Origin of the sequence: Paraburkholderia sp. JPY465 (assembly GCF_050436725.1) — a bacterium.
GTDB classification, from domain to species: Bacteria; Pseudomonadota; Gammaproteobacteria; order Burkholderiales; family Burkholderiaceae; genus Paraburkholderia; species Paraburkholderia youngii.
On the sequence record NZ_JBNDMT010000003.1, the window covers coordinates 2,517,298 to 2,541,445 of the forward strand.

Below are 24,148 nucleotides of genomic sequence, written 5' to 3' on the forward strand. Positions count from 1 at the left end.
CCCGCGCAGTCACCCGATCACCATCACAAAACGGAGACAAGTGATGAATCCATTTGACCTGAAAGCTCTTGGCATCGACATCGAGTATCCCTATCGCCAGCGTTATGAAAACTACATCGGCGGCAAGTGGGTGCCGCCGGTCGGCGGCGACTATTTCGACAACGTGTCGCCGATCAACGGGCAGCCGTTTTGCCGCGTGCCTCGCTCGAGCGCCGCGGACATCGACCTCGCGATCGACGCCGCGCACGCGGCGCGCCGCAAATGGGCGAAGACGTCGGTGACAGAGCGCGCGAATCTGCTGCTCGCGGTGGCCGAGCGCATGGAAAAGAACCTGAAGCTGCTCGCGGTCGCGGAGACGATCGATAACGGCAAGCCGCTGCGCGAAACCATGGCCGCGGACCTGCCGCTCGCCGTCGATCATTTCCGCTATTTCGCGGGCTGCATCCGCGCGCAGGAAGGCGGCATCTCCGAGATCGACGACAACACGGTCGCTTATCACTTTCACGAGCCGGCTGGCGTGGTGGGTCAGATCATCCCGTGGAATTTCCCGCTGCTGATGGCCGCATGGAAGCTCGCGCCCGCGCTCGCGGCCGGCTGCTGCATCGTGATGAAACCCGCCGAGCAGACGCCGGCTTCGGTACTCGTGCTGATCGAACTGATCGGCGACCTGTTCCCTGCCGGGGTCATCAATATCGTCAACGGCTTCGGCAGGGAAGCGGGCGAAGCGCTCGCCACCAGCAAGCGCATCGCGAAGATCGCGTTCACCGGCTCGACGCCGGTCGGCAGGCGCATCCTGCACGCAGCCGCGGACAACCTGATTCCGTCGACGGTCGAACTCGGCGGCAAGAGCCCGAACATCTTCTTCGCCGACGTGCTCGATCGCGACGACGCGTTCCTCGACAAGGCGCTCGAAGGTCTCGCGATGTTCGCGCTGAATCAGGGCGAAGTGTGCACGTGCCCGTCGCGCGTGCTGGTCCAGGAGTCGATTTACGAGCGCTTCATCGAGAAGGCGATTGCCCGTGTGGAACGCATCAAGGCTGGCCATCCGCTGAACCTCGAAACGATGATCGGCGCGCAGGCCTCGCAGCAGCAGCTCGACAAGATCCTGTCGTATATCGACATCGGCCGGGACGAAGGCGCGCGGTGCCTCGTCGGTGGCGAGCGCGCGACGCCCGGCGCGGGGCTCGGCGAAGGCTTCTACGTGAAGCCGACGATGCTGTTCGGCAACAACGATATGCGCGTGTTCCAGGAGGAAATCTTCGGGCCGGTCGCCTCGGTGATGACGTTCAAGGACGAACAGCAAGCGATCGAACTCGCGAACGACACATACTATGGGTTAGGTGCGGGCGTGTGGACGCGCGACGGTACCCGCGCTTACAAGATGGGACGCGAGATCGAGGCGGGACGCGTGTGGACCAACTGCTATCACCTGTATCCGGCGCATGCGGCATTCGGTGGCTATAAGCAGTCGGGGATCGGGCGGGAAACGCACAAGATGGCGTTGTCGAATTACCAGCAGACGAAGTGTCTGCTGGTCAGCTATCAGGCTGAGGCGCTTGGCTTCTTCTGAGCGGAGGGCGCGCGTCGTTCACTGACGACGCGCGCTCTACCCCGCGCGTGCCACAGAGGTTGTGGTATGCGCGGGAGCCAGCAATTGCGCTGGCATCCCACCCGTCGCTCAGATCACGCCCTGCGCCAGCACGCGTCGGCGACCCGCACAAAGCCGGCGATATTCGCTCCGTTCACATAGCTGACCGAACCGTCGTCGCGACGGCCATGTCGCAGGCAGACCTCATGAATGCTGCGCATGATGTCGTGCAGACGCGCATCGACTTCTTCGCGCGGCCAGGAGATGCGCATAGCGTTCTGACTCATTTCCAGACCCGACGTGGCGACACCACCCGCGTTGCTGGCCTTGCCAGGGGCGTACAGAACGCCGTTGCTTTCGAAGCAGCTGGTAGGAATCGAGCTTGTCCCGGGATGTAGTGCCAAATGAACCGACTCGTGGCATAACGATCGCCGGCAATTGGCAGGAACCCATGATGGCCGTGAGGCATCCGTTCGCCCGACGAATCGAATTTATCGCCCAATCACGCTAAAAATTCATCCAATTCCGATCGCGGCGGGCCATCTCCCTCCCGATACTTGTCGTTCGCACATAACAAGGAACGACGATGACGAACGGCAACGGCCGGCCAATGATCCGGCTCGCAGGCAATAGCACGGGCTGCGGCGCGATTCTGATTGCATCGTGAGCGTGCCAATTGCGAGAACTTGCTCACCTCCGTGAACACATCCTGGGTCTTTCCTGTGACGCACTACCCACATGGGGCAATGCGCCTTTGTTGTTTCCGCTCCGTCTGCGCGGCACCGAAACCTTAGGCAAGCTTTATCGATACACGCTCGATGTCGCGACGATCGAAAGTCCGACGCTCGGAGTGTGGCAAGCACAGGAACTCGTCGTGCCTGATCGCCTGATCGGCAAGGTCATCGACATTTCGATCGCTTTGGACGGCAACGGATTGGTCGGTCGTGACGGGTTGGTACGCGGCGACGCGGCATACGCGAGCGCCGACCGCCGCACGATGTCGGGCCTCATCACAGGCATCAAACAGATGGGCGCCGACGAACGGCGCGCCTATTACCGGCTCGTCGTCCGTCCCTGGCTGTGGCTGGCCACGAAGAATTGCGACAGCAGGATCTTCCAGGACGCCAGCGTGGTGGACATCACTGACCGGGTGCTCAAGGAGCGATATCACTTTCCGGTCGTGATGGAATTCGGCGCACCGGGCCTGCGCAACGGCTACCCGAAGCGGGACTATGTCCGGCAGATGTGGGAATCCGACTTCAATTTCCTCACGCGGATCTGGAGAGAATGGGGAATCTACTACCTGTTCGACGGAATGACCCTGGTACTGTGCGATTCGCCCGGCTCGCACAAACGACACGACAACGCATACGACACACTGCGCTACCACGCGCCGGACAGCAGGCACGTCGACGAGGAGCACGTTCACAAGCTCGAGGCATCGCATCAGATCACGACAGGCAAGGTCAGCCTCATCGATTACGACTACACGCGCCCCGGCGCGCGCTTCGAGGGCGAGTACGAAAGCCACAGCGAGCGGGCCTACGACAACAGCGAGCAATACGGCTGGGGCGACTACTCGCAGCCGCTTGCCGGTGCGACGGGACTGTCAGGTGAGCGAAGCGACTTCCGCGATGAAGCCGGGCACCTCGCGAGCGTGCGTGTCGATGCAATGCGCGGTCATCGTCTGCGGCTGAAGGGTCAAGGGAATCTGCGCGGTCTGACAACGGGGAAAACATTCTGGCTCGACAAGCATCCGCAGCGGGAAGTCAACGCCGAGTATCTGGTCGTATCGACGACCCTCGATATCCGCAACGCACTGCAGAACACGCGGTCACCCGGCGCAGACAGGAACGATGCGCTGCGCCAGTGCGTGACCGATTTCGTGCTCCAACCCGTCAATACGTTCTTCAAGAACCGTCCGAAGAAAAAGCCGCGTTGCGCGGCGGAAACGGCAATCGTGGTCGGCCCCGAGGATCAGCCGATATGGGTCGATGGATATGCACGCGTGAAGGTGCGCTTTGGGTGGGAGCGGCGTGCCCCGAAGAACGACAGCGCCAGTTGCTGGCTGCGGGTGTCGTCGCCGTGGCAAGGCAACGGCTTCGGCGCGATCTATCCGCCGCGCGTCGGTCAAGAGGTCACGGTCAGTTATCACGAAGGCGACCCGGACAAGCCTTACGTGTCGGACCGGATGGTCAACGGCCAGAATCAGCCGCCATGGAAGCTGCCCGACAACCAGGCGCTCTCGGGCGTCCTTAGCAGCGAACTTAAAGCGGGCTGTGCGAGCCAGACCAATCACGTCGTACTGGATGACACGCCGGGCCAACTGCAGGCACAGATCGCCAGCGACCACGCACAGTCGCGCCTCGTGCTGGGCTACAACACGCATGTCGTGCGCGACGCAGGCCGGCAGCAGGCACGCGGTGAAGGCTGGGAACTCGCGACGAACGCATGGGGTGTTGCGCGGGCCAACCGAGGCATGCTGATCACCACCGAGGCGCGTCACGGCGCGAGCGCGCCGGCAAAGGATGCCGGTGAGACCGTGGCGCGCCTCGCTCAGGCGCGCGACACCCACGAGAACCTCGCGAGTCTCGCGCGGCGGCACGAGGCACAGGAACAGCAGACCAGTCAAAGCGAGGTCGCGCAGGCCATCAAGGCGCAGAACGACGCGATTCGCGGCGGCAAGGCAAGCGCGGAGCTTCCCTTTCCGCAACTGACCCAGCCCGAGTTGGTGCTGGCCAGCGCGGCGGGTGTCGGTCTCACCGCAGCGCAAAGCACGCACGTGGCGAGTGCCGAACACATCGCGCTCAGCGCGGGCGGACACGTCAGCGTCGCGGCGGTGAAATCGCTGCTGGCGTCCGCGGTCAACGGCGTGCGGGTGTTTGCGCAACATCTCGGCATCCGGCTCAAGGCCGCATCGGGCAAGGTGCAGATCGACGCACAAAGCGATGACGTCGAGGTCATCGCGCAACGCGTCGTCAGCATCATCAGTAGAACCGATTCGATCAATCTGATGGCCAGCAGGGAAATCGTCTTTCATGCGGGTAACACGAAGGTGGTCATCAATTCGGATGGGTACAAGGTCTATACGGGTGGGGAACATCGGGTCCATGCGAGCGGTCATCGGACCGAGGGGCCAGCGGCACGGCCTGTCAGTCTGCCCGTCACGCCAGACGATCCCGGCAGGCTGGCGGCGCATCACGTGCTGATCGAACACGATTCCGGCTTCGCGCTACCGAACCAGCCGTATCGGATCACGCTCGACGATGGTCAACTGATTCAAGGTGTGACCAACGCGCTTGGCGAGGCGAGTCTCGTCACCAGCAACATGCTTGCGTTCGCGACGGTCGAACTGCTTGCCGCCAGCGAGCCGGATAAAGTGATTGCGGTTAGCAGAGGCGCGGTGATCAGGGCGGCGAACGAGCCATTCGCTGGCGCGGTACCCAATGCCGAGAAGCGCGGTGCGACGGTCGCAGGAAAGGACGTGACCTCTCCCAACCAGAGCGCGACGACGGAACATAGACCACCCGAATTCGTCTCGTGCGATCCGATGAACTTCGGGCTGCGGTTTTATCACTTCGTCAACGGTGCGGCCGAGAGCGACACGCCAGTAGGTATGTCGATGCGCAAGGGTGTCGAGTACCCGGTGACCAAGGCTTATGCGGCTGCGATTAAGGCCGCGTTGCAGGGGATCGATTGGGGCGGGGTGGCTTGGCCGTTGACTCCCAATTCGATAAGAATGATTCAAAACGCGGTCATGCCGAAATTGGAAGACGCGCTCGGTGCCGGGCCCTTTGGATTGCCGCGAGGCTTTGCTGCTAGCCCGGAAACCAGCGGCGCCATGCCACGGGTTGTGATTGTCGATCCAGAGCGTGCAACGCAGTACAAGCTGCGACAGGATGTTAGCGCCGCATTCATCGGTGGGGATTGGGCGATCGTCGTCAACGAGAGCGAGATTGCGCGCATTGTTGAACTTAGGGACAAACCGGCCGCTCTCGATAACCGGCTCAGAGCATTTGCCGACACGTTGTATCACGAGTCTCGCCACTGCCAGCAGTACTTCTGGATGTTCTCTTTGCTTCAGCACTTTCTAGACGACTACAGGGACCTGCCGAACATTCGGTCGTTGTATTGGACAACGATGCTGAAAAAAGCCTACACAGCGGCTGAAAACACGCCGCTACCCGACGATCACCGCGTTCACATTGGTCTGCACAGGATGCTTGTATTTCACTACTACTGGCTAATTTCCTACCTACAGAACAAGCCGGGCTGGGAATACGTCAAGCGAGATATCCAGCGTGCTGAAAGGCAGGTGTGTGAGCTGCTGAATGTCTCTGCTGAAACAGCTCAAAGAATGGCGCAATTCGAAACTGGGTACAGGAGCCAACTTCACGAAGAAGATGCCTACGCCTGCGCGGAAGTGGTTCAGGCCTACTGGCGCAATTCTGCTGATCCTCTTGTTCGCAATCCCGGTACATGCACGGCTCAGTATGCCGACGCTCTCAGGACCGTCAAGGAGCTGAGATGAGACAGGCTGTGACTGACACCCAGCGCGACATGGCATTCAGAATATTGACCACCGCAATGGCGATCCTGCGGGACGACCAGCCCTTCGATCCCGCGCACACGATATTCGGGCAGATTCTTGCGGCTGATCCTCTGCGTGGTCAAGTAGGTGGTACGGAGTATTCCTTCGTGAATCCGGCTTTCCCGCGGACGCAAATTATTCTATTTGTGGCGCCGGATCCTGCCTCCCCCTCTGCCGACCGCACGAAAGTCACGCAAGTCGTGACCCACTTCACAGTCCGCTTCAGTCCGCTTTTGACAGACATTAACCGCTCGACGCTGGAAGATCTCCTCCAGGTCGATATCGGCTACTGGATCGACGGCAACGGCGAGCGGCGCCCGGGCAATGATATGGGAACGGTGCCGCCGCAGGTTCGTCTGCATCACTATCGCTATCGCGCTTCCACTCTGCCAACGAGCCGGTTCCCAGTGGACGTCGAGTTTGCTTTCGGCGACCCAGACCCAAACGATCCGGCGCCTGACGAACCCAACACGCCGGTCCTGATGGACGTTCACCTTGATCGTGACTATTCCGCGCTGCGCCCGCGACACCATGATTAGAGGCCGTCTTGATGTGACCTGCTAAACGTGCCTGCTCCCACACAAAAAATGGCGAAATTCGAAACCGGCTATAGAGCCAACTTCATGAAGAACATGCCGACGCTTGCGCGGAGGTGGTTAAGACCTACTGTCAGGGTTCTGATGATCCTCTCGTTCGCAACCTCAGTACCTGCACAGCCCAGTACGTCGACGCTCACAGGACCGTCAGCGCCAGAAACTGAGACGAGAGAGACTGTGACCGACGCGCAGCGCGACATTGCCTTCAGCATATCGACCACTGCAATCCTGCGGGACGACCAGCCCTTCGATCCCGCTCGTACGATATTCGGCCGCATTCTTGCGGCGCGGCCTGAGCGCGGTGTGGTGGGTGTTACGGAGTATTCCTTCGTGAATCCGGTCTTGCCGGATACGCAAATCATTGTAGTTGCGATACCCGATCCGCTGCCCCCTCCGCCGACCGCGCAAAAGTGAAGCAAGTCGCGACGCACTTCACGATCCGCTTCAGTCCACTATCGACCGGCATTAACCGCTCGACACTGGAAGATCTCCTCCAGGTCGATATCGGTTACTGGATCGACGGCAATGGCGAGCGGCGGCCCGGCAATGATATGGGCACGGCTCTGTCGCAGATCCGGCTGCATAGCTATCGCTATCGTGCTTCGAATCTGCCGACGAGCCGATTTCCGGTGGACGTCGAATTTGCTTTCGGCGCCCGCGATCCAAAGGATCCAGCGCCGGACGCACCCAAAACGCCCGTCCTGATGGACGTTCTTCTGAATCGCGACTATTCCGCGCTGCGACCGCGACACCGTGAACAGAATCCGTCGTGAACAACTGGTGGCAAAGGGCGTCTATTCCTCCCCAACCGTCTCGACATAGTTATCGACCGCACTACTGACCGTCGGATGAAAGCGCGCATCGCCAATCAGATCGGTCAACTCGAAGCGTTTTAGCTTGTCGCGAACCGGATCTTTCATCTCCGCGAAGTGCAATGCAATCCCGCGCTCGTCGAGCGTGCGCGTCAGCTCCCGCAGCATATCGGCCGAGGTGACGTCCACGCTCGTCACCGGTTCGGCCGCCACCACCACGCGCTTGACCGGTGCCGGCGATTCCGCGACGGCTTCGAGCAGGCGCTCCTGAAACTGCTCGGCATTCGCAAAGAACAGCGGCGCATCCCAGCGAAACAGCACCAGTCCGGGGATTCGCTTCGCGTCCGGATAACGCTCCACGTCGTGATAGCCGCGCAAACCCTCGACGCGGCCGAGCACCGCGTAGTGTGGTCGCCAGCCGTCCCACAGAAACTCGATAACCGCGATCACCACCGCGAAGCCGATGCCCGGAATCGCGCCGAACACCGCGACGCCGGCAAAGCAGGCCATCGACAGCCAGAACTCCCATTGCTGGATGCGAAATATCCGCTTCAGGTCCGTGATCTCGAACAGACCGATCGCCGCCGCGATGACAACCGCGGCAAGCGCGCTGTTGGGCAGGTAGTGCATCAGGTTCGGCGCGACCAGCAGCAGCGCCGCGACCGCCAGCGCGCCGACGACGCCCGTCAGTTGCGTCTTCGCGCCCGCCGCCTCGGCGACCGGCGTGCGCGACGAACTGCTGCTGATCGGGAAACCGTGAAACAGGCCGGCCGCGAGATTGGCCGCGCCGAGCCCGACCATCTCCTGATTAGGGTCGACGCGGCTGCGAAAACGTGCCGCGAAAGTCCGCGACAGCACGCTGGTATCGGCGAACGAAATCAGCGCGACCGCGCAGCCGCCGAGCAGTATCTTCACCAGATCGGCGTCGGTGACCCACGGTAGCGCAAAGGTCGGCAGGCCTTGAGGGATCTTGCCGAGCACTTTCACGCCGACGCTATCGAGGTGCAATGCGGTCACGCACAACGTCGCGACGATCACGGCGATCAGAATGCCCGGCAACTTCTCGAAGCGCTTGAGAAACAGGATCAGCACGAGGCTTCCCGCGCCCACCGCGAAGCTGTACCAGTTGGATTTGCCATCGGCGATGGCCTGCACGAGGCTCACGATGTCCCGCAATGGCCCGCGCTCTTCGATCGAAATGGCAAACAGTTTGGGTAGCTGACTGATCAGCACCGCGAGCGCGATGCCATTCATATAGCCGTATCGAATGGGCTTAGACAGCAATTCAGTGATGAATCCCAGCCGCAGCAAGCCCATCACGATACAGAACACGCCGGACACGATCGCCATCATGCTGGCCGCCGCAATCGCGCGCGACGGGTCGCCCGCCGCGACTTGCACGACCACCGCCAGAATCGGAGCCGCGAGCGCGGAGTCGGGGCCGAGCACGAGAATCCGGCTCGGGCCGAACAGCGCATACGCCAACAAAGGGACGATCGTCGCGTACAGGCCGAACACGCCGGGGACCCCCGATGCCTCCGCGTAAGCGATCCCGACCGGCACCAGCATCGTGGTCAGTACCAGTCCGGCCGTCAGATCGCTCGGCAGCCAGCTCAAGCGGTACGCCTTGAGCACCGTCAGTCCCGGCAGCCAGCGCATCCAGCGGTGCGCGCTGCTTGCAATGGTCTGCTCTTTGTGAGGAACGGGCCTGTCCGCTTCCATTTTTGGAATGTTCGCAGTCGAGGACGCCGCGCCACGGATTGCGGGCGGCACTGTCCTTCGTAGGATAGTCCAGAGCTTTCATCGGCGACAGGGAGGACGCACACCGATTGCGCATCAAGGCCGCCTGCGCCTCAGCAGCCACCCGACGCCCCCAGCCAGCGCCAGCACCGCCGCGCCATACACCGCATTGCGATGGCGGTCGGTAAACAACTCCCAGCAGTACGCGCGCGCTTCATCATCGAAGCGGCCATGCGCGGTGTAGTGGCCGGGCACCGGCTCGTAGAGATTCGCGGGCGCATCGGCGGGCAATGGTTCATCGGTCAGTTGCCCGTCGTAACCCGCCCGCGCGAGATAGTGGTCGAGCAGCGTCGGCGCGATCCGGTTCGCGAGGATCGCCTTGACCGTCGACCACCCGACCCACACCTGCCGCCGCCGATGGGTGGCCGCAAAGTAAATCGCCCGCGCCGCCACCTCGGGCTGAAATACCGGCGCCACCGGCCGCGCCCTGCGCCCCATGCGATTGAGCGCCCAGTCGAATTGCGGGGTATTGACCGCGGGCAGATCGACCATCGTCAGATGGATATCGACTCCGTCGTGCAGCAACTCGGAACGCAATGAATCGGTAAAGCCGCGCACGGCGAACTTCGCGCCGCAATAGATCGACTGCAATGGCACCGACCGGTACCCGAGCGCCGAGCCGACATTGACGATCGTCCCGTGTCCCCGCGCGCGCATCACGGGGAGCGCCGCCAGCATGCCGTTGACCTGCCCCAGATAGGTCACCTGCGTGCCGCGTTCGACATCGCGCGCACTGAGCGCGGACACCGGCGCAAACGCGGTCGCCATCGCGACGTTGACCCACACGTCGATGCCGCCCAACTCGCGATCCACGCGCTGCGCGGCGCGCTCGATCGCATCCGCATCGGCGACGTCGGCGGGCAGCGCGAGTGCCCGCACGCCATAGGTCGCGGCGATCTCCTCGGCGGCACGCGCGAGCCGTCGCGGTTCGCGCGCGATCAGCCCAACGTCATAGCCCTGCCGCGCGAACTCGGACGCGGTGGCGCGCCCCACGCCGGCACTTGCCCCAGTAATGACGACGACGCCCTTGCGCTCGACGTCGCCGCCGCGGGTGTCGGTTTGCACGGTCATAGTGTCGCTGGCCACTTTGAACACCTCCCAGGTTGCGCATCCAGTGAGGTGTGAAGCAAAGCGCAGTCCCGCCGATTCGAGCCGGACAGCGGCGCCGATCGGCATAGGGGGCAGCCATCGGGCTGCGCCCCTGCCACACCACCCGGCATGCGGGTCCGCACCGGGCGGTTCGGGAAGTTGAGGTCATGAGAGACGGGGCAAACCCAGCCGGTCGAACCACGCCACCGTGAACAGTCTGCTTAGCAGCCTGCCGCTGTTGCGCCACCAGCGACGGCCGTTGGCCGCCACCCGTCGCGCCACATCAACGGCGGCGCCCATCGCGCGCAGTTCGCGGTACATCGTCGTACCGCGCTTCCACTGCTTGAGCTGGATTGCGCGCAGTCGGTGACGCAACCACTTGTCCAGCTCACGCCAGACCTTCGGTGTCTGCGCCAGACGGAAGTACGCCTTCCAGCCCAGCAGGTACGCGCGTACCTGTCGCACCACTTCCCGCAGGCTGCGCCCGCATGAACGAGCGGTCAGTTCCCGGATGCGTTGCCGAAACGTCGCCAGCGGTTTGTCCGCCACGCGGCGCTTGACCTCGCGTCCGGGTGCCACCCAGAAGCTGTAGCCCAGGAACTTGCGTCCAAACACGCTGGCCACTGCGCTTTTGGTCTCGTTGACCTTCAAACGCAGTCGCCCGTACAGCCGCCGCAGCAACGCCATCACCCGTTCGCCCGCGCGCCGACTGCGAACGTACACGTTCGCGTCGTCGGCATAGCGCGCGAAGCAGTGACCGCGCCGCTCCAGTTCCTTGTCCACCTCGTCGAGCAACACGTTGGCCAGCAACGGCGATAGCGGCCCGCCCTGCGGCGTGCCCTGTTCGCGCTGCTGAACCACACCGCCATCCATGATGCCGCTCGTCAGATACGCCCGGATCAGCCGGATCACCCCGGCGTCCCCAATACGTTTCTGTAGACGGTCGATCAGGATGTCGTGGTTGACCCGGTCGAAGAACTTCTCCAGATCAACGTCCACCACGATTCGCCGGCCCGACTGCACGTACGACTGCGCGGCAAGCACCGCATCGTGCGCACGCCGTCCGGGCCGGAAACCATAGCTGTGCGCGCTGAAGGTGGGGTCCAGAACCGGTTGCAGCACCTGCAGCAGCGCCTGCTGGATCAGCCGGTCCGTCACCGTCGGGATGCCAAGCTCGCGCTCGCTTCCGTCCGGTTTCGGGATCGTCACCCGCCGTACCGGGCTGGGCCGGTACGTCCCCTTCAGCAACTGTTCACGGATCGCCGGCCACGCCGTCACCAGATGGCGCGACGTCTGGTCAATGTCCAGACCGTCCACGCCAGCGGCTCCCTTGTTGGCCCGTACCCGTTTGAATGCCTGCTTCAGGTTCTCTCTCGTCAGCGCCGCCATCAGCAGCGCTGACCCTGTGTCCCCGGATTCATGGCGCGGGCAACAGGCTTCGTCGCTCACGGGCATAGACGCAGCTTCACCGCGTGTGCCTCCCGCTCGCCCCGCTTGCACGGGCTTCTGACGCAGTACCTGTCGCATCGACATGACGCTGGACACTCCTTCCCGTTTGGCCCTTCGTCACCAGCTTCGGACTCATCGACCTGTCCTGTGACTACTACGGCCTCTGCTGACTCCTCGCTCCGGCTCGACGCCGTCACCCTTTCAGGCATGAGGCGAGGCCTCCCCAGGTAAGAACGCACTCCTTCATCGCACAACCGCCGCATCTACGCCACTTCACCTTGGTCACGAGAGCTTCGCGGTTTTTCGCCCGCTCGCCCTGCTCGGCAGCGCCTTCTATACGGTTCTTGTTCATCGGCTCGCGATTTACGCTCCACGCTTCCTCCCCACATCCGGTCGCCCTCGTGCAGTTGCGCTTCACTTCATTCGCTGTGACCAGCTTATGGCGGGACTTACACCCGCAGGAATGCGCCCATGCTGGGCGCACGAAAAACAAATGGCCGCAGCACGAGGCTGCGGCCATCTGGTAGCGGCTAAAGAGACTTAACTCACGTCACGTTCATCGCCAACGCACTCTCGCGATAGTGCTCGCTCGCCTTGTCGGTGTCTCCAAGCTGCTCGTGCAGACGCGCGAGCGCGCGATGCGAGCGGATTTTCAGCGTCTCGTTGTCGGCGAGCTTCAGCGCGCGTTCGAGGAACGACTGCGCCTTGCCCCACAACTGCTGATGCAGGCACAGACGCCCCAGCGCGAACATCAGGTCCGCGTCTTCCGGCCGATCCTTCTGCCACGCCTCGGCCTTCTGAATCAGCGGCAACGCATCGCCGCCGGCCGTGTCCGGATAGCGGCGCAACAGCCGCGCATCCCAGTTCTGTGCAAGCGCTTCCTCGACGATCTTGCGCGCCTCCTGCGGGCGGTTCAGCGCGACCAGCAGTTCGGCGGCGGTATCGGCGAGGCGCGGCGAATGACGCTCGGTCGCCGACAGCGAATTCCACAATTCGAGCAGCGCCTCGGCATTGTGGCGACGGTCGCGCAGCAGATTTTCCGCCGCCAGCTGACGCAGCCGCACCGCGACCGCCGGATGAATCGCCTCGCGCTTCTCGAGCGTCTTCACGAGCTTCAGCACTTCGCCCCAGTTCTTCAATTGCTGCTGCGCTCGCAGCATGATCTGCTGCGCGTGGATGCGCCGCGCGCCTTGCGATTGCATCTCGGTCAGCGCATGGAGCGCGCCGTCGGCGTCGCGGCCGTCGGCGCGCATGTCGGCGGTGGCCATCAGGCGCGCGTCCTGCCACTCGGCTTCGTCGATCTGCGCGAGCCATTCGTCGCGCCGCCCGTATTCATGCATGCGATGCGCGGCTGTCGCCGCGATCAAACCGGCCGCGCCCTTGTTGTCGCCATTCGTGAGCGCGTCCTTGGCGGCCTTTTCCGCGCGCGAGAAACGGCCCGCGTACAGGTTGCCGATCGCGTCGCGCAACGCCGCGTGCGCCTTCGCGACACGCGCGCGGGCGCGGTACGCGGCGACGCGCTGCGGCATGCGCCAGATATTGCGGATGATGCGCAACAGCGCGTAGAGCAGGATGAACAGCACCACCAGCCCGACGATGAACAGATTCAGCGACATGTCGACACGGTACGGCGGATAGATCAGCAGCACCTGCCCCGCGTCGAAGCGCCCACCCACCGCGAGCATGACCGCGACGGCGAACAGTGCCGCGAGCCATAGAAGTCCCCGGATCGCCATGATTAACCCCGGTTCCGGTATTGATTGACGGCCTGCAGGCTCGTATCGAGGTTCGGCAGCTCGACCGCGGCCGAACCGGCGTCCACCTGCTTGACGAGATCGATAACCATCTGCGTGTCTTTCGACGAAGTGTCAAAGTAGCGCGTCAACGCGGACTGCGCCGCCTGCAGATCGGACTTCAGCGTGGTCTGGTTGCGCGACAGCAGCGCGAGGCGCGCCGACAGCAGACGCAGCTTCAGGTTCTGGCGCACGAAGTAGCCTTGATCCGGCGAGACCAGCATCGCGTCGGCGTTATCTATACGGCGCACCTGCACGAGGCTCGACAGCTGTTCGCCGATGCCGTGCGTGACCTCGTCGATCCACACTTCCCAGCGCGGCTTGCCGGTGGCGGCGGCCACCTTCGCGGTGTCGGCCCACGTGGCCGCGTGCGGCGTGGCACGCGGAATCGGTGCTTCACCCGACAGCGGCAGGCCGCTCACGTGATCGATCGCGTTGTCGAGTTTGATCGCGAGGCCGGTCAGATCGGTGGACGGCGCGGCCTTCAGCTTGTCGATGTCTTGCGCGATCGCCTTGCGCACCGCAAGCGCCTGCGGGCTATCGGACGCCGCGAGGCGCGTATCGGCGCTTTGCAATGCGAACAGCGCGAGCTGCGTATTGCCGGTCAACTGCAACTGCTGGCTGGCCGCCGACAGCATCTGCCCGACTTCGGCGAGCGTCCAGTCGTCGCGATTGCGCGCGAGGTCCGCGTACTGCTGTTGCAGCGCCTGCTGCGCGGCCTGCGCATCGGCGAGCTTGCCTTCGAGCTGCGCGACCTGCGAGTCCGATTGATGCACGGTGGCGAGCGCCTGGTCGATCTTGATGCGCAGTTCGTTGGTCTGCGTGTCGTTGGCCTGCTGACGCTGCGCGAGTTCCTGCTCGGTGCGCACCAGCTTGTGGTTCATCGCGAAGCCGCCCACGCCCACCGCGCACGCGATCACCACGATGACAAACCACAGCAGCGGTCCGCTCGTGCTGCTGCGCTTTTGCGCTTCGTACGGCGTGAAAGGTTGGTTCGGCGGCAAGGCGGCGCTTGCCGGCGGCTGAGGTGAGGCGTTCGTGGATGCGTTCGTTTCAGTCATGCGTGGTTGAGCCGGGTTGGACGATACCGGTTGGACGACGGGAGGCACGGCGGCCGCGGCCACGAGGGCGCGGACTATGCGCTCGTCGCCCGCGCCGGACACCGTAATCCTATCAAAACCCAATGCCCGCGCGGTCTGCGCGATGCGGGGATGCGGCGTGACGAGCGGCGCGTGTTTGAGCTGCTCGATCTCGCCAGCGGTCAGATGCTCGTGGGCAAGTTCCTGCAGATTGCGTACGCCCTCGGAGCTGGTCAGAAGCCATGCGTGCGGCGCGCCCGCGAGCAGTTCGTGCACGCGCGCCCAAGCGCCGATCGACGGCTCCGGCACGATGCGCCGGTACGCGGCGACCGTGTCGACTTCGGCGCCGGCTTCGCGCAGGCGCTCGCTCAGCCATTCGCGGCCGCCGTCGCCGCGCACGATCAGCACGCGCTTGCCTTCGAAGCCCGCGGCGCCGAATTGCGCCTCGATCGCGGCAAACAGGCCCTCGGAGTCGAAGCTCGTGGATTCGTCGTCGGCGCCCGCCGCGGGGCTGATCACGCGATGCTCCGGCGCGCTGACACCGTGGCGCGCGAGCGCATGCACGCTGCCCGGGCCGACCACGCCGACCGGCAGCGCGTGCGGCCAGATTTCGTGATGGCGCGCGAACGCGTGATCGACCGCGTTCGGCGACACGAACACGACCAGCGCGTAGCGTTCGAGCGACGCGAGCGCGGCGCACAACGGCGCGTCGTCGATGACGGGTGCGATGTCGATCAGCGGGAAGTCGAGCGACGCGAGGCCGGCTGCTTCGAGCCGTTCGACGAGCTCGCTCGACTGGCCGGCCGGCCGTGTGATCACGACCGTGAACGGCGCCTTCTCGGGCGTACCGGCGGCCATCACTCGCTGGCCGCCGCGCCGGGCGCGGCCGCTGGACCGCTCGCGGTGCTGAGCGCGCGGACGATCTCGAGTGCCCCTTGCTGCGCGAGCGAATGCGCCACTTCCTCGCCGAGCGCGAGCGCGCGTTCGATGGTGGGCGCCGGCGCCGACGCCTGCGCGCTCAACACGCGCTGGCCGTCCGGCGTCGCGACGATGCCGCGCAGATGCAGCGCGCCGTCGCCCCACGTTGCGTAGGCGGCGAGCGGCACCTCGCAGCTGCCGCCGAGCGCGCGCGACACCATCCGCTCCGCTTCGACGGCCGCCGCCGTGTGCTGATGATGCAGCGGCGCAAGCCATGCGGCGAGCTCCGCGCGATCGGCGCGAATCTCGATGCCGAGCGCGCCCTGGCCAGCCGCGGGCAGACTATCTTCCGGATCGAGCAGCGCGCGGATGCGCTCGGCGAGACCGAGACGCTTCAGCCCGGCCGCGGCCAGAATGATCGCCGCGTAGTCGCCGCGATCGAGCTTGGCGAGTCGGGTATCGAGATTGCCGCGCAACGGCCGCACGTCGAGATGCGGATAGCGCATGCGCAGCATCGCTTCACGCCGCAGGCTCGAGGTGCCGACCACCGCACCGGCCGGCAACGCGGCGAGCGAGTCGTACTGATTGGATACGAGCGCATCGCGCGGGTCCTCGCGCTCCATGATGGTGGACAACGCGAAACCGGCGGGCAACTCCATCGGCACGTCTTTCAGCGAATGCGCCGCGAGGTCGGCGCGGCCATCGGCGAGCGCGGCTTCGAGCTCTTTCACGAAGAGCCCTTTACCACCAACCTTGGACAGCGTGCGATCGAGAATCTGATCACCACGTGTCGTCATTCCGAGGATTTTTACGTCACAAGATGGATATAATTTGTGCAGCGCACATCGCACGTGCTCGGCTTGCCACATGGCAAGACGGCTCTCTCGCGACGCAATCACAAGCGTGTGGGGTGGCGTGGAAAACGTCTCGGTGTTCATTAGCTTGCTGCTTGATGTCGGGATGGAATAACAATCAATGTTAGCACGCGCCCTTATTTGTGCCCTTGGGTTCCAGAGCACCGCGGGGCGCCGTGCGCAAGCGGTATCGACGGAGGAGACGGGCTTCGCGCCGCGCGCGAAGGCCCCCATTCAGCGTTGTCACGCACGGTCGTTCGCGCGCCGCGCGGCGGCATGCGGGATGATGCAATGCGGCGAACATGCTGCGGCAATGTGTGCCGCGCGTTCAGTCTCTTCGCGGGCTGGCTGCCCGTGGCTCCCTTCTCCCTCGTCGGCGTCGCGCGATCGGCAGCGCTTGCGTCGTTCCTCGCACGCGGTGCGGCACGCGCGGCTCGCTTCGAAGTGGGTCGGCAAGCGCCGTTTGCGGTCGCCGTCTCGACTCTTTGTTGCAGTCGCATTAGCAGTCTGTCTTGTAGTCCGTTGCGCAGTCCCTGTTGCACGCAGTTCACGTTGTACTTGCTGGTTGCAGTTCCGCAGTCGCAGTTCATCAATCAACAGACCCTGGCTTCCCCGAGGAAACTCATCGTGACGTCTTCCGGATCGGCGCGCCCCGCCCGCCGCAACACTGCCTCGCCCACCGCTCGCCCGGCCGACGCCGCGGCGCCCGACGTCCTGTCCAACGCTGCCGCGCAAGCCGCCAAGGCCTCGAAGGCCTCGCAAACCTCTGTGCCCGTCAAGCAGGACAAGGCGCCAAAAGCAAACAAATCCGGCAAGGCCGAAAAGGCCGCGACTTCGGCCACCGCCAGCAAGCCGGCCAAGGTCAAGATCAAGATCGAAGGCGACGCGACACTCCCGCGCGCCGCGAAGACGGCAGAGCTCCAGGGCGTGCCGCAAGCTGAGCCAGCCGCCGCGCCCGCCGTGAAGAACGGCGGCCGCACGCGCGAGGACAAGGACCACCCGCTGTTCCAGGACATCCGCTATCTCGGCCGGCTGCTCGGCGACGTGCTGCGCGAGCAGGAAGGCGACGCCATATTCGACGTCGTCGAAACGATCCGGCAGAACGCGGTGCGCTTCCGTCGCGAGGACGACAGCGCCGCCGCGCAGACGCTCGACAAGAAGCTGCGCTCGCTGACGCCCGAGCAGACCGTCAGCGTCGTGCGCGCGTTCAGCTATTTTTCGCATCTCGCGAACATCGCCGAGGACCGCCACCGCAACCGTCGTCACCGCATTCACGCGCTCGCGGGCTCGGCCTCGCAGCCGGGCACGATCGCGCATGCGCTCGAGCGGCTCGTCGCGGCCGGCGCCGCCGCGACGCCGGTGCTGCAGCGGTTTTTCGACGACGCGCTGATCATGCCGGTGCTGACCGCGCACCCGACCGAGGTGCAGCGCAAGAGCATTCTCGACGCGCAGCACGACATCGCGCGGCTGCTCGCCGAGCGCGACCAGCCGCTCACGAACCGCGAGCGCGCACACAACGAAGCGATGCTGCGCGCGCGCGTCACGTCGCTGTGGCAAACGCGGATGCTGCGCGACGCGCGTCTGACGGTCGCCGATGAAATCGAGAACGCGCTGTCGTACTACCGCAGCACCTTCCTCGAAGAACTGCCGGCGCTGTACGCCGACATCGAGGAGGCGCTGAAGGAGCATGGCCTCGAAGCGCGCCTGCCGCCGTTCTTCCAGATGGGCAGCTGGATCGGCGGCGATCGCGACGGCAATCCGAACGTCACCGCCGACACGCTCGAAAACGCGATCACCCGTCAGGCCGCGGTGATTTTCGAGCACTACCTGGTGCAGGTGCACAAGCTCGGCGAGGAGCTGTCGATGTCGAATGTGCTCGTCGGCGTGAGCGATGCGCTCAATGAGCTCGCGGACATCTCGCCCGACCACTCGCCGCATCGCACCGACGAGCCGTATCGTCGCGCGCTGATCGGCATCTACACGCGGCTCGCGGCGAGCGCGCGCGTGCGTCTCGGCGAAGGCAGCGTGCCGCTGCGCAGCGCCGGCCGCGGCGTCGCGCCGATTCGCGCGACCCCCTACGACGACGCCGCCGACTTCGTGCGCGACCTGCACGTGCTGATCGACTCGCTCGCCGAGCATCACGGCGCGCCGCTCGCCGCGCCGCGTCTCGCACCGCTCGCTCGCGCGGCCGAAGTGTTCGGCTTCCATCTCGCGAGCATCGATCTGCGGCAAAGCTCGGACATCCACGAAGCGGTGATCGCCGAGCTGCTCAAGTGCGCAGGCGTCGAAGACGATTACGCGGCGCTCTCCGAAGCGGACAAGCTGAACGTGCTGCTCGCCGAACTCGCGCAGCCGCGCGCGCTGCGCGTGCCCTACGCCGAGTACTCCGAGCTCGTGAAGAGCGAGCTCGCGGTGCTCGAAGAAGCACGCCTCACGCGCGAGAAATTCGGCGCGCGCGCGGTGCGCAACTACATCATTTCGCACACGGAAACCGTCAGCGATCTGGTCGAGGTGATGCTGCTGCAGAAGGAAACGGGTCTGTTGCGCGGGCGTCTGGGCGACGAGCACGACCCCGCGCGCGCGGGCCTGATGGTGATCCCGCTGTTCGAGACGATCCCCGATCTGCGCAACGCGCCGCACATCATGCGCGATCTCTTCGCGCTGCCGGGCATCAGCACGCTGATCGAACATCAGGGCAACGAGCAGGAAGTGATGCTCGGCTACTCGGACAGCAACAAGGACGGCGGCTTCCTGACGTCGAACTGGGAGCTGTATCGCGCGGAGCTGGCGCTCCTGTCGCTGTTCAACGAACGCGGCGTGACGCTGCGTCTATTCCATGGACGCGGCGGCACCGTCGGCCGCGGCGGCGGCCCGACCTATCAGGCGATCCTGTCGCAGCCGCCTGGCACCGTCGACGGTCAGATCCGTTTGACCGAGCAGGGCGAGGTGATCGCGAGCAAGTTCGCGAATCCGGAAATCGGCCGGCGCAACCTGGAGACCGTCGTGGCAGCGACACTCGAAGCGTCGCTGCTGCCGCACGACCACACGTTGGCCGAGCTGCCGGTGTACGAGGAAACGATGCAGCAGTTGTCCGATACGGCGATGGCCGCGTATCGCGCGCTCGTCTACGAAACGCCGGGCTTCAAGGAATATTTCTTCGAGTCGACGCCGATCGCGGAGATCGCCGAGCTGAACATCGGCAGCCGCCCCGCGTCGCGCAAGCTGCAGGACCCGAAGCAGCGCAAGATCGAGGATCTGCGTGCGATTCCGTGGGGCTTCTCGTGGGGCCAATGCCGGCTGCTGCTGACCGGCTGGTACGGCTTCGGCAGCGCGGTCACCGAGCATCTGGACAGCGCGCCGTCGGACGCCGAGCGCGCGCGCCGTCTCGCGCTGCTGAAGAAGATGCACAAGAGCTGGCCGTTCTTTTCCAACCTGATGTCGAACATGGACATGGTCATCGCGAAGACCGACCTCGCGGTCGCGTCGCGCTATGCCGCGCTCGTGACCGACAAGAAGCTGCGCAAGCACGTGTTCGAGCGCATCGTTGCCGAGTGGGAACGCACGTCGAAGGTGCTGTCGGAGATCACCGGCAAGAGCGAGCGGCTCGCCGAGAACCCGCTGCTCGCGCGTTCGATCAAGAACCGCTTCCCGTACCTCGACCCGCTCAACCACCTGCAGGTCGAACTGCTCAAACGCTATCGCGCGGGCGACACCAATGCGCGCGTGCGGCGCGGCATTCATTTGTGCATCAACGGGATCGCGGCGGGGTTGCGCAATACCGGTTGAGATCGACGCTGAAGCAGGCAGAAGCCGGGTGTGGTCCACACAGGCCACACCCGGCTTTTTTCATTGCGCGTCGAGATGGCGAACAACGCGTTGCGCGAATCCAGCCGCTACAATAGAGCCCGCCGTGTACCAGTACAAGTTCGGCAATTATTCTGGTATCTCTATTACTCCCCTCCACGCGCAGCCGATAGCATGACGACGCCGTCCTCCGCCGATCACCCGCCGCCGCTCGACGCCACGCCGGCGCGCGCGCTCGGCGACTTCATCCGCGCCCATCGCGAGCGGCTGTCGCCGCAGGCGGTCGGTCTGCCGCCGGGGCCGCGCCGCCGCACGCCCGGTCTGCGGCGCGAGGAAGTCGCGCAGTTATGCGGCGTGAGCCCGACCTGGTACACGTGGATCGAGCAGGGCCGGCCGGTGTCCGCTTCCGCCGATGCGCTCGCGCGCATCGCGGTCGCGTTGCAGCTGTCGCGCGCCGAGCGCGCGTATCTGTTCGAGCTGGCCGCGCAGCGCGATCCGGCCGAGCCCGACCCCGCCGCCGCCGATGCGCCCGCCACGCTGCTGCAAACCGTGCAGCTCATCGACACGCCGGCCTATGTGCTCGACCGGCAGTGGAATGCGCTCGCGTGGAACGGGCGCGCGGCCGATCTGTTCGTCGGCTGGCTCGACGGCGCGCACGACCGCAACCTGCTGCGCTACACGTTCACCGAGCCGGCCGCGCGCGCGTTGATCGTCGATTGGGAAACGCGCGCGCGGCGGCTCGCCGCCGAATTCCGCGCCGACTCGATCCGCCATCTGAACGATGCGCCCACGCGCGGGCTGATCGATTCGCTGTCGGCCGCGAGCGACGAGTTCGCGCGCTACTGGGCCTCGCAGGACGTCGGCGGGCGCGAGGGCGGCAGGCGCGAGTTCAACCATCCGCGCGACGGGCGCATCGTTTATGACCAGATCACGTTCAAGCCCGCGCATCGCGAAGATCTGAAGCTGGTGGTGCTGGTGCGCGAATAGGCTCGCGAATGGGTCCGCTAATGGGTCCGCGAGCGGCGGCAGCGCCTTGGCCGCCCTCGCCCGGTGTTAAAATCTCCGTCTTTCTTCGCTGCGGCGGCGCTTCTGCACGACTCGCGCACTCGCGTTGCCAGCCTCCTCACCGCTCGTTCTTACCGCCCAACACCATGACGTCCCAATTGCACAAAAAAGGCGAAGCCTGGTCGGCTCGCTTCTCGGAGCCGATGTCGGAGCTCGTCAAACGCTATACGTCGTCGGTCTTCTTCGACAAGCGTCTGGCGTTCGTCGACATCGAAGGGTCGCTCGCGCACGCGTCGATGCTCGCCGCGCAGAAGATCATTTCCGCCGACGACCTCGCCGCGATCCAGCGCGGCATGGCGCAGATCAAGGGTGAAATCGAGCGCGGCGAGTTCGAATGGCAGCTCGATCTCGAAGACGTGCACCTGAACATCGAAGCGCGCCTGACCGCGCTGATCGGCGATGCCGGCAAGCGCCTCCATACCGGCCGCTCGCGCAACGACCAGGTCGCGACCGACATCCGCCTGTGGCTGCGCGGCGAGATCGACCGCATCGGCGAACTGCTGACCGAACTTCGCGTAGCGCTGCTCGAAATCGCCGAGAAGAACGCCGCGACCATCATGCCGGGCTTCACGCACCTGCAGGTCGCGCAGCCGGTCACGTTCGGCCACCATCTGCTCGCCTACGTCGAGATGTTCTCGCGCGACGCCGAGCGCATGGTCGACTGCCGCAAGCGCGTGAACCGTCTGCCGCTCGGCGCGGCCGCGCTCGCCGGCACCAGCTATCCGATCGACCGTCACGCCGTCGCGAAGACGCTCGGCTTCGACGGCATCTGCGCGAATTCGCTGGATGCGGTTTCCGACCGTGACTTCGCGATCGAATTCACGGCCGCGTCCGCGCTGGTGATGACGCACGTGTCGCGCTTCTCCGAAGAACTGGTGCTGTGGATGAGCCCGCGCGTCGGCTTCATCGATCTGGCCGACCGTTTCTGCACCGGCTCGTCGATCATGCCGCAGAAGAAGAACCCGGATGTGCCCGAACTCGCACGCGGCAAGACCGGCCGCGTGAACGGCCATCTGATGGCGCTGCTCACGCTGATGAAAGGCCAGCCGCTCGCGTACAACAAGGACAACCAGGAAGACAAGGAGCCGCTGTTCGACACCGTCGATACGGTCGCCGACACGCTGCGCATCTTCGCTGAAATGGTCGCCGGCATCACGGTCAAGCCGCAGGCGATGCGCGAGGCCGCGCTGCAAGGCTTCTCGACCGCGACGGACCTCGCCGACTATCTGGTCAAGCGAGGCCTGCCGTTCCGCGACGCGCACGAAGCCGTCGCGCTCGCGGTTCGCGTCTGTGCCGATCGCGGCTGCGATCTCGCCGACCTGACGCTCGACGAAATGCGCAGCGAACTGCCGAACGTCGCGCATCTGATCGGCGACGACGTGTTCTCGTATCTGACGCTCGAGGGCTCGGTGGCGAGCCGCAATCATCCGGGCGGCACCGCGCCCGAGCAGGTGCTGGCCGCGGTGAAGGCGGCGCGTGCGGCTTTGAAGTAATCGATGATCGTGCAGCGCCGTGAGCCTGGCTTGCGGCGCGGCCGGTTGAACCGAGAGCGAAAAGGCGGACCCGTTTGGCGGGTTCGCCTTTTTTGTTGCCGCGTGTAATTGGCGAATCGCAGGTAAAAGAAAGCCCGCGAGAAGCGGGCTGAAAAGACTTCCACCGATGCCTCAGCATGAGGCCGCCAGAGTGTAGGCGGGTTCCGCCCGCCGACCAACGCGTGCATATTTCCGGCCAGTACATCGGAAAGCAAAGCGCGTCGTCGCGGCACGCGCAATGACATTCAGCGGGCGAACGCCAATTGAATCCCGCCGGTTTTTGACTACCATTCAATCAGGTTCTTCTCGCGGTTCGTCGACGATGCTCTCGCGCACTTCTCCCCGTCCTGTTCCCCGTGTGGCCCCGCACTTCTTCACCGCAGCACCCAGGCATCGGCTGTTGCTCGCCGCGCTTGGTGTCGTTGCCGTGGCCGGTTGCACGATCACTCCGCTGACGAAGCACGAAACCGTCAGCACACCGGTCGCCGCGATCAACAGCGCGACGCTCGATCAATATCGCGACGCGGTCGCCCGACGAATCGTCGAGCGTAATCCGTCGTATGTGCTCCAAGGCAGGCCTCAGCCGATGCTGCGCTCGCTGGTGGTGGTGTCGTTCACGGTCGATCGTGATGGACGCATCGTCCAGTCGTCGGTGTATCGCACCAACGGCGACGACGAAGCCGAAAGCACCGCGCTCGCGTCGCTGCGCCGCTCGGCGCCGCTGCCGCTACCGCCCGGCAAGCTGCTGAACGGGCGCGGCCAGCTCGAGCTGTTCGAAGACTGGCTGTTCAACGACAACGGCAAGTTCCAGCTGCGCGAGCTCGCCTCGCCGCAAGCGGAAACGTACGACTGAGCGCGGTTGGCGCGTGCGCCAGCCCGCGCCATCACGCGCATCGCCGCGTTCGAGCAGGCCACACATGACCTGCTCGAGTCATTGCGCATCGCTCTTAACGCACCCCTCGTTGCCGCGCAAGCTTACGCCGCCATTGCTGCGCGACGAGCGCGCTCGCTATAATTTTCGGATTCCCCGCGCCGGAGCCTTCCGGCATGGCTCACGCCGCCCGCACACCCGCCGGCGCGGCGCATGAGCCGACTGCAGTGCCGCGGCGCCACCCGCGTGCGGCGCCCAAACCTATACCTCAACGAGGATGCCGCCGTCGCGCGCCGCCAGTCTGCGA

General features: G+C 64.8%; 16 protein-coding genes and 1 pseudogene. 9 read left to right on the top strand and 8 right to left on the bottom strand.

Features of this window, described 5'->3' with window-relative positions; all coding sequences use genetic code 11:
* Positions 1 to 43: 43 nt before the first annotated feature.
* Positions 44 to 1,570, top strand: a complete 1,527-nt coding sequence (locus QFZ94_RS26310) for an aldehyde dehydrogenase family protein (RefSeq protein ID WP_410849711.1) — start codon at positions 44 to 46, stop codon at positions 1,568 to 1,570.
* 108 nt (positions 1,571 to 1,678) lie between these two features.
* On the opposite strand, the pseudogene QFZ94_RS26315 reads toward QFZ94_RS26310, so the two are convergent.
* Positions 1,679 to 1,950: pseudogene (locus QFZ94_RS26315) on the bottom strand (NADP-specific glutamate dehydrogenase); the annotation flags it as partial.
* 392 nt (positions 1,951 to 2,342) lie between these two features.
* Between QFZ94_RS26315 and QFZ94_RS26320 the strand changes: the two are divergent.
* From QFZ94_RS26320 to QFZ94_RS26335, 4 genes are all read left to right on the top strand, one after another.
* Entirely contained in the window at positions 2,343 to 6,119 is a 3,777-nt protein-coding gene (locus tag QFZ94_RS26320) for a type VI secretion system Vgr family protein (RefSeq protein WP_429460561.1), read from the top strand.
* Between the two features lie 8 nt (positions 6,120 to 6,127).
* Positions 6,128 to 6,718: a hypothetical protein gene (locus QFZ94_RS26325; protein WP_429460563.1), complete on the top strand. Its 591-nt coding sequence runs from the start codon at positions 6,128 to 6,130 to the stop codon at positions 6,716 to 6,718.
* Between the two features lie 234 nt (positions 6,719 to 6,952).
* Positions 6,953 to 7,189, top strand: coding sequence for a hypothetical protein (locus QFZ94_RS26330; protein WP_429460565.1), 237 nt, complete (start codon positions 6,953 to 6,955; stop codon positions 7,187 to 7,189).
* The gene (locus QFZ94_RS26335) at positions 7,186 to 7,548 is read left to right on the top strand and encodes a hypothetical protein (protein WP_410849709.1); all 363 of its coding nucleotides are present in this window, start codon (positions 7,186 to 7,188) and stop codon (positions 7,546 to 7,548) included. Before QFZ94_RS26330 ends, QFZ94_RS26335 begins: the two co-directional genes overlap by 4 nt.
* A gap of 21 nt (positions 7,549 to 7,569) precedes the next feature.
* On the opposite strand, the gene QFZ94_RS26340 is transcribed toward QFZ94_RS26335, so the two are convergent.
* From QFZ94_RS26340 to hemC, 7 genes are all read right to left on the bottom strand, one after another.
* On the bottom strand, positions 7,570 to 9,309 hold the full coding sequence (locus tag QFZ94_RS26340) for a SulP family inorganic anion transporter (protein ID WP_368584555.1): 1,740 nt from the start codon (positions 9,307 to 9,309) through the stop codon (positions 7,570 to 7,572).
* A 114-nt stretch (positions 9,310 to 9,423) separates the two neighbouring features.
* Positions 9,424 to 10,458 (bottom strand): SDR family oxidoreductase, encoded by a 1,035-nt coding sequence (locus QFZ94_RS26345; protein ID WP_429461928.1) that lies wholly within the window; start codon positions 10,456 to 10,458, stop codon positions 9,424 to 9,426.
* A gap of 183 nt (positions 10,459 to 10,641) precedes the next feature.
* Entirely contained in the window at positions 10,642 to 12,009 is a 1,368-nt protein-coding gene (gene ltrA / locus QFZ94_RS26350) for a group II intron reverse transcriptase/maturase (RefSeq protein WP_429456418.1), read from the bottom strand.
* Between the two features lie 109 nt (positions 12,010 to 12,118).
* Positions 12,119 to 12,277, bottom strand: a complete 159-nt coding sequence (locus QFZ94_RS26355; RefSeq protein WP_429456375.1) for a hypothetical protein — start codon at positions 12,275 to 12,277, stop codon at positions 12,119 to 12,121.
* Positions 12,278 to 12,470: 193 nt separating this feature from the next.
* Entirely contained in the window at positions 12,471 to 13,661 is a 1,191-nt protein-coding gene (locus QFZ94_RS26360) for a heme biosynthesis protein HemY (protein WP_368584554.1), read from the bottom strand.
* A gap of 2 nt (positions 13,662 to 13,663) precedes the next feature.
* Positions 13,664 to 15,655 (bottom strand): fused uroporphyrinogen-III synthase HemD/membrane protein HemX, encoded by a 1,992-nt coding sequence (gene hemDX, locus QFZ94_RS26365; RefSeq protein ID WP_429460568.1) that lies wholly within the window; start codon positions 15,653 to 15,655, stop codon positions 13,664 to 13,666.
* Positions 15,655 to 16,653 (bottom strand): hydroxymethylbilane synthase, encoded by a 999-nt coding sequence (gene hemC / locus QFZ94_RS26370; RefSeq protein ID WP_429460570.1) that lies wholly within the window; start codon positions 16,651 to 16,653, stop codon positions 15,655 to 15,657. Before hemC ends, hemDX begins: the two co-directional genes overlap by 1 nt.
* 543 nt (positions 16,654 to 17,196) lie before the next feature.
* Here hemC and ppc point away from each other — a divergent pair.
* From ppc to QFZ94_RS26390, 4 genes are all read left to right on the top strand, one after another.
* Positions 17,197 to 20,355: a phosphoenolpyruvate carboxylase gene (gene ppc, locus QFZ94_RS26375; protein WP_429460572.1), complete on the top strand. Its 3,159-nt coding sequence runs from the start codon at positions 17,197 to 17,199 to the stop codon at positions 20,353 to 20,355.
* A 192-nt stretch (positions 20,356 to 20,547) separates the two neighbouring features.
* Entirely contained in the window at positions 20,548 to 21,360 is an 813-nt protein-coding gene (locus QFZ94_RS26380; RefSeq protein WP_368584550.1) for a helix-turn-helix transcriptional regulator, read from the top strand.
* A gap of 164 nt (positions 21,361 to 21,524) precedes the next feature.
* On the top strand, positions 21,525 to 22,931 hold the full coding sequence (argH, locus tag QFZ94_RS26385; RefSeq protein WP_368584549.1) for an argininosuccinate lyase: 1,407 nt from the start codon (positions 21,525 to 21,527) through the stop codon (positions 22,929 to 22,931).
* 361 nt (positions 22,932 to 23,292) lie between these two features.
* Positions 23,293 to 23,823: an energy transducer TonB gene (locus QFZ94_RS26390; protein WP_368584548.1), complete on the top strand. Its 531-nt coding sequence runs from the start codon at positions 23,293 to 23,295 to the stop codon at positions 23,821 to 23,823.
* The last annotated feature ends 325 nt before the right edge of the window (positions 23,824 to 24,148 follow it).

Bases quoted from the DNA above. Each gene is read 5' to 3' on its own strand.
- QFZ94_RS26360 (WP_368584554.1), bottom strand. From the start codon at position 13,661: ATGGCGATCCGGGGACTTCTATGGCTCGCGGCACTGTTCGCCGTCGCG.
- argH (WP_368584549.1), top strand. From the start codon at position 21,525: ATGACGTCCCAATTGCACAAAAAAGGCGAAGCCTGGTCGGCTCGCTTC.
- QFZ94_RS26380 (WP_368584550.1), top strand. From the start codon at position 20,548: ATGACGACGCCGTCCTCCGCCGATCACCCGCCGCCGCTCGACGCCACG.
- QFZ94_RS26345 (WP_429461928.1), bottom strand. From the start codon at position 10,458: ATGACCGTGCAAACCGACACCCGCGGCGGCGACGTCGAGCGCAAGGGC.
- hemDX (WP_429460568.1), bottom strand. From the start codon at position 15,655: ATGGCCGCCGGTACGCCCGAGAAGGCGCCGTTCACGGTCGTGATCACA.
- hemC (WP_429460570.1), bottom strand. From the start codon at position 16,653: ATGAACACCGAGACGTTTTCCACGCCACCCCACACGCTTGTGATTGCG.
- QFZ94_RS26390 (WP_368584548.1), top strand. From the start codon at position 23,293: ATGCTCTCGCGCACTTCTCCCCGTCCTGTTCCCCGTGTGGCCCCGCAC.
- QFZ94_RS26340 (WP_368584555.1), bottom strand. From the start codon at position 9,309: ATGGAAGCGGACAGGCCCGTTCCTCACAAAGAGCAGACCATTGCAAGC.
- QFZ94_RS26355 (WP_429456375.1), bottom strand. From the start codon at position 12,277: ATGAACAAGAACCGTATAGAAGGCGCTGCCGAGCAGGGCGAGCGGGCG.
- QFZ94_RS26310 (WP_410849711.1), top strand. From the start codon at position 44: ATGAATCCATTTGACCTGAAAGCTCTTGGCATCGACATCGAGTATCCC.
- ltrA (WP_429456418.1), bottom strand. From the start codon at position 12,009: ATGTCGATGCGACAGGTACTGCGTCAGAAGCCCGTGCAAGCGGGGCGA.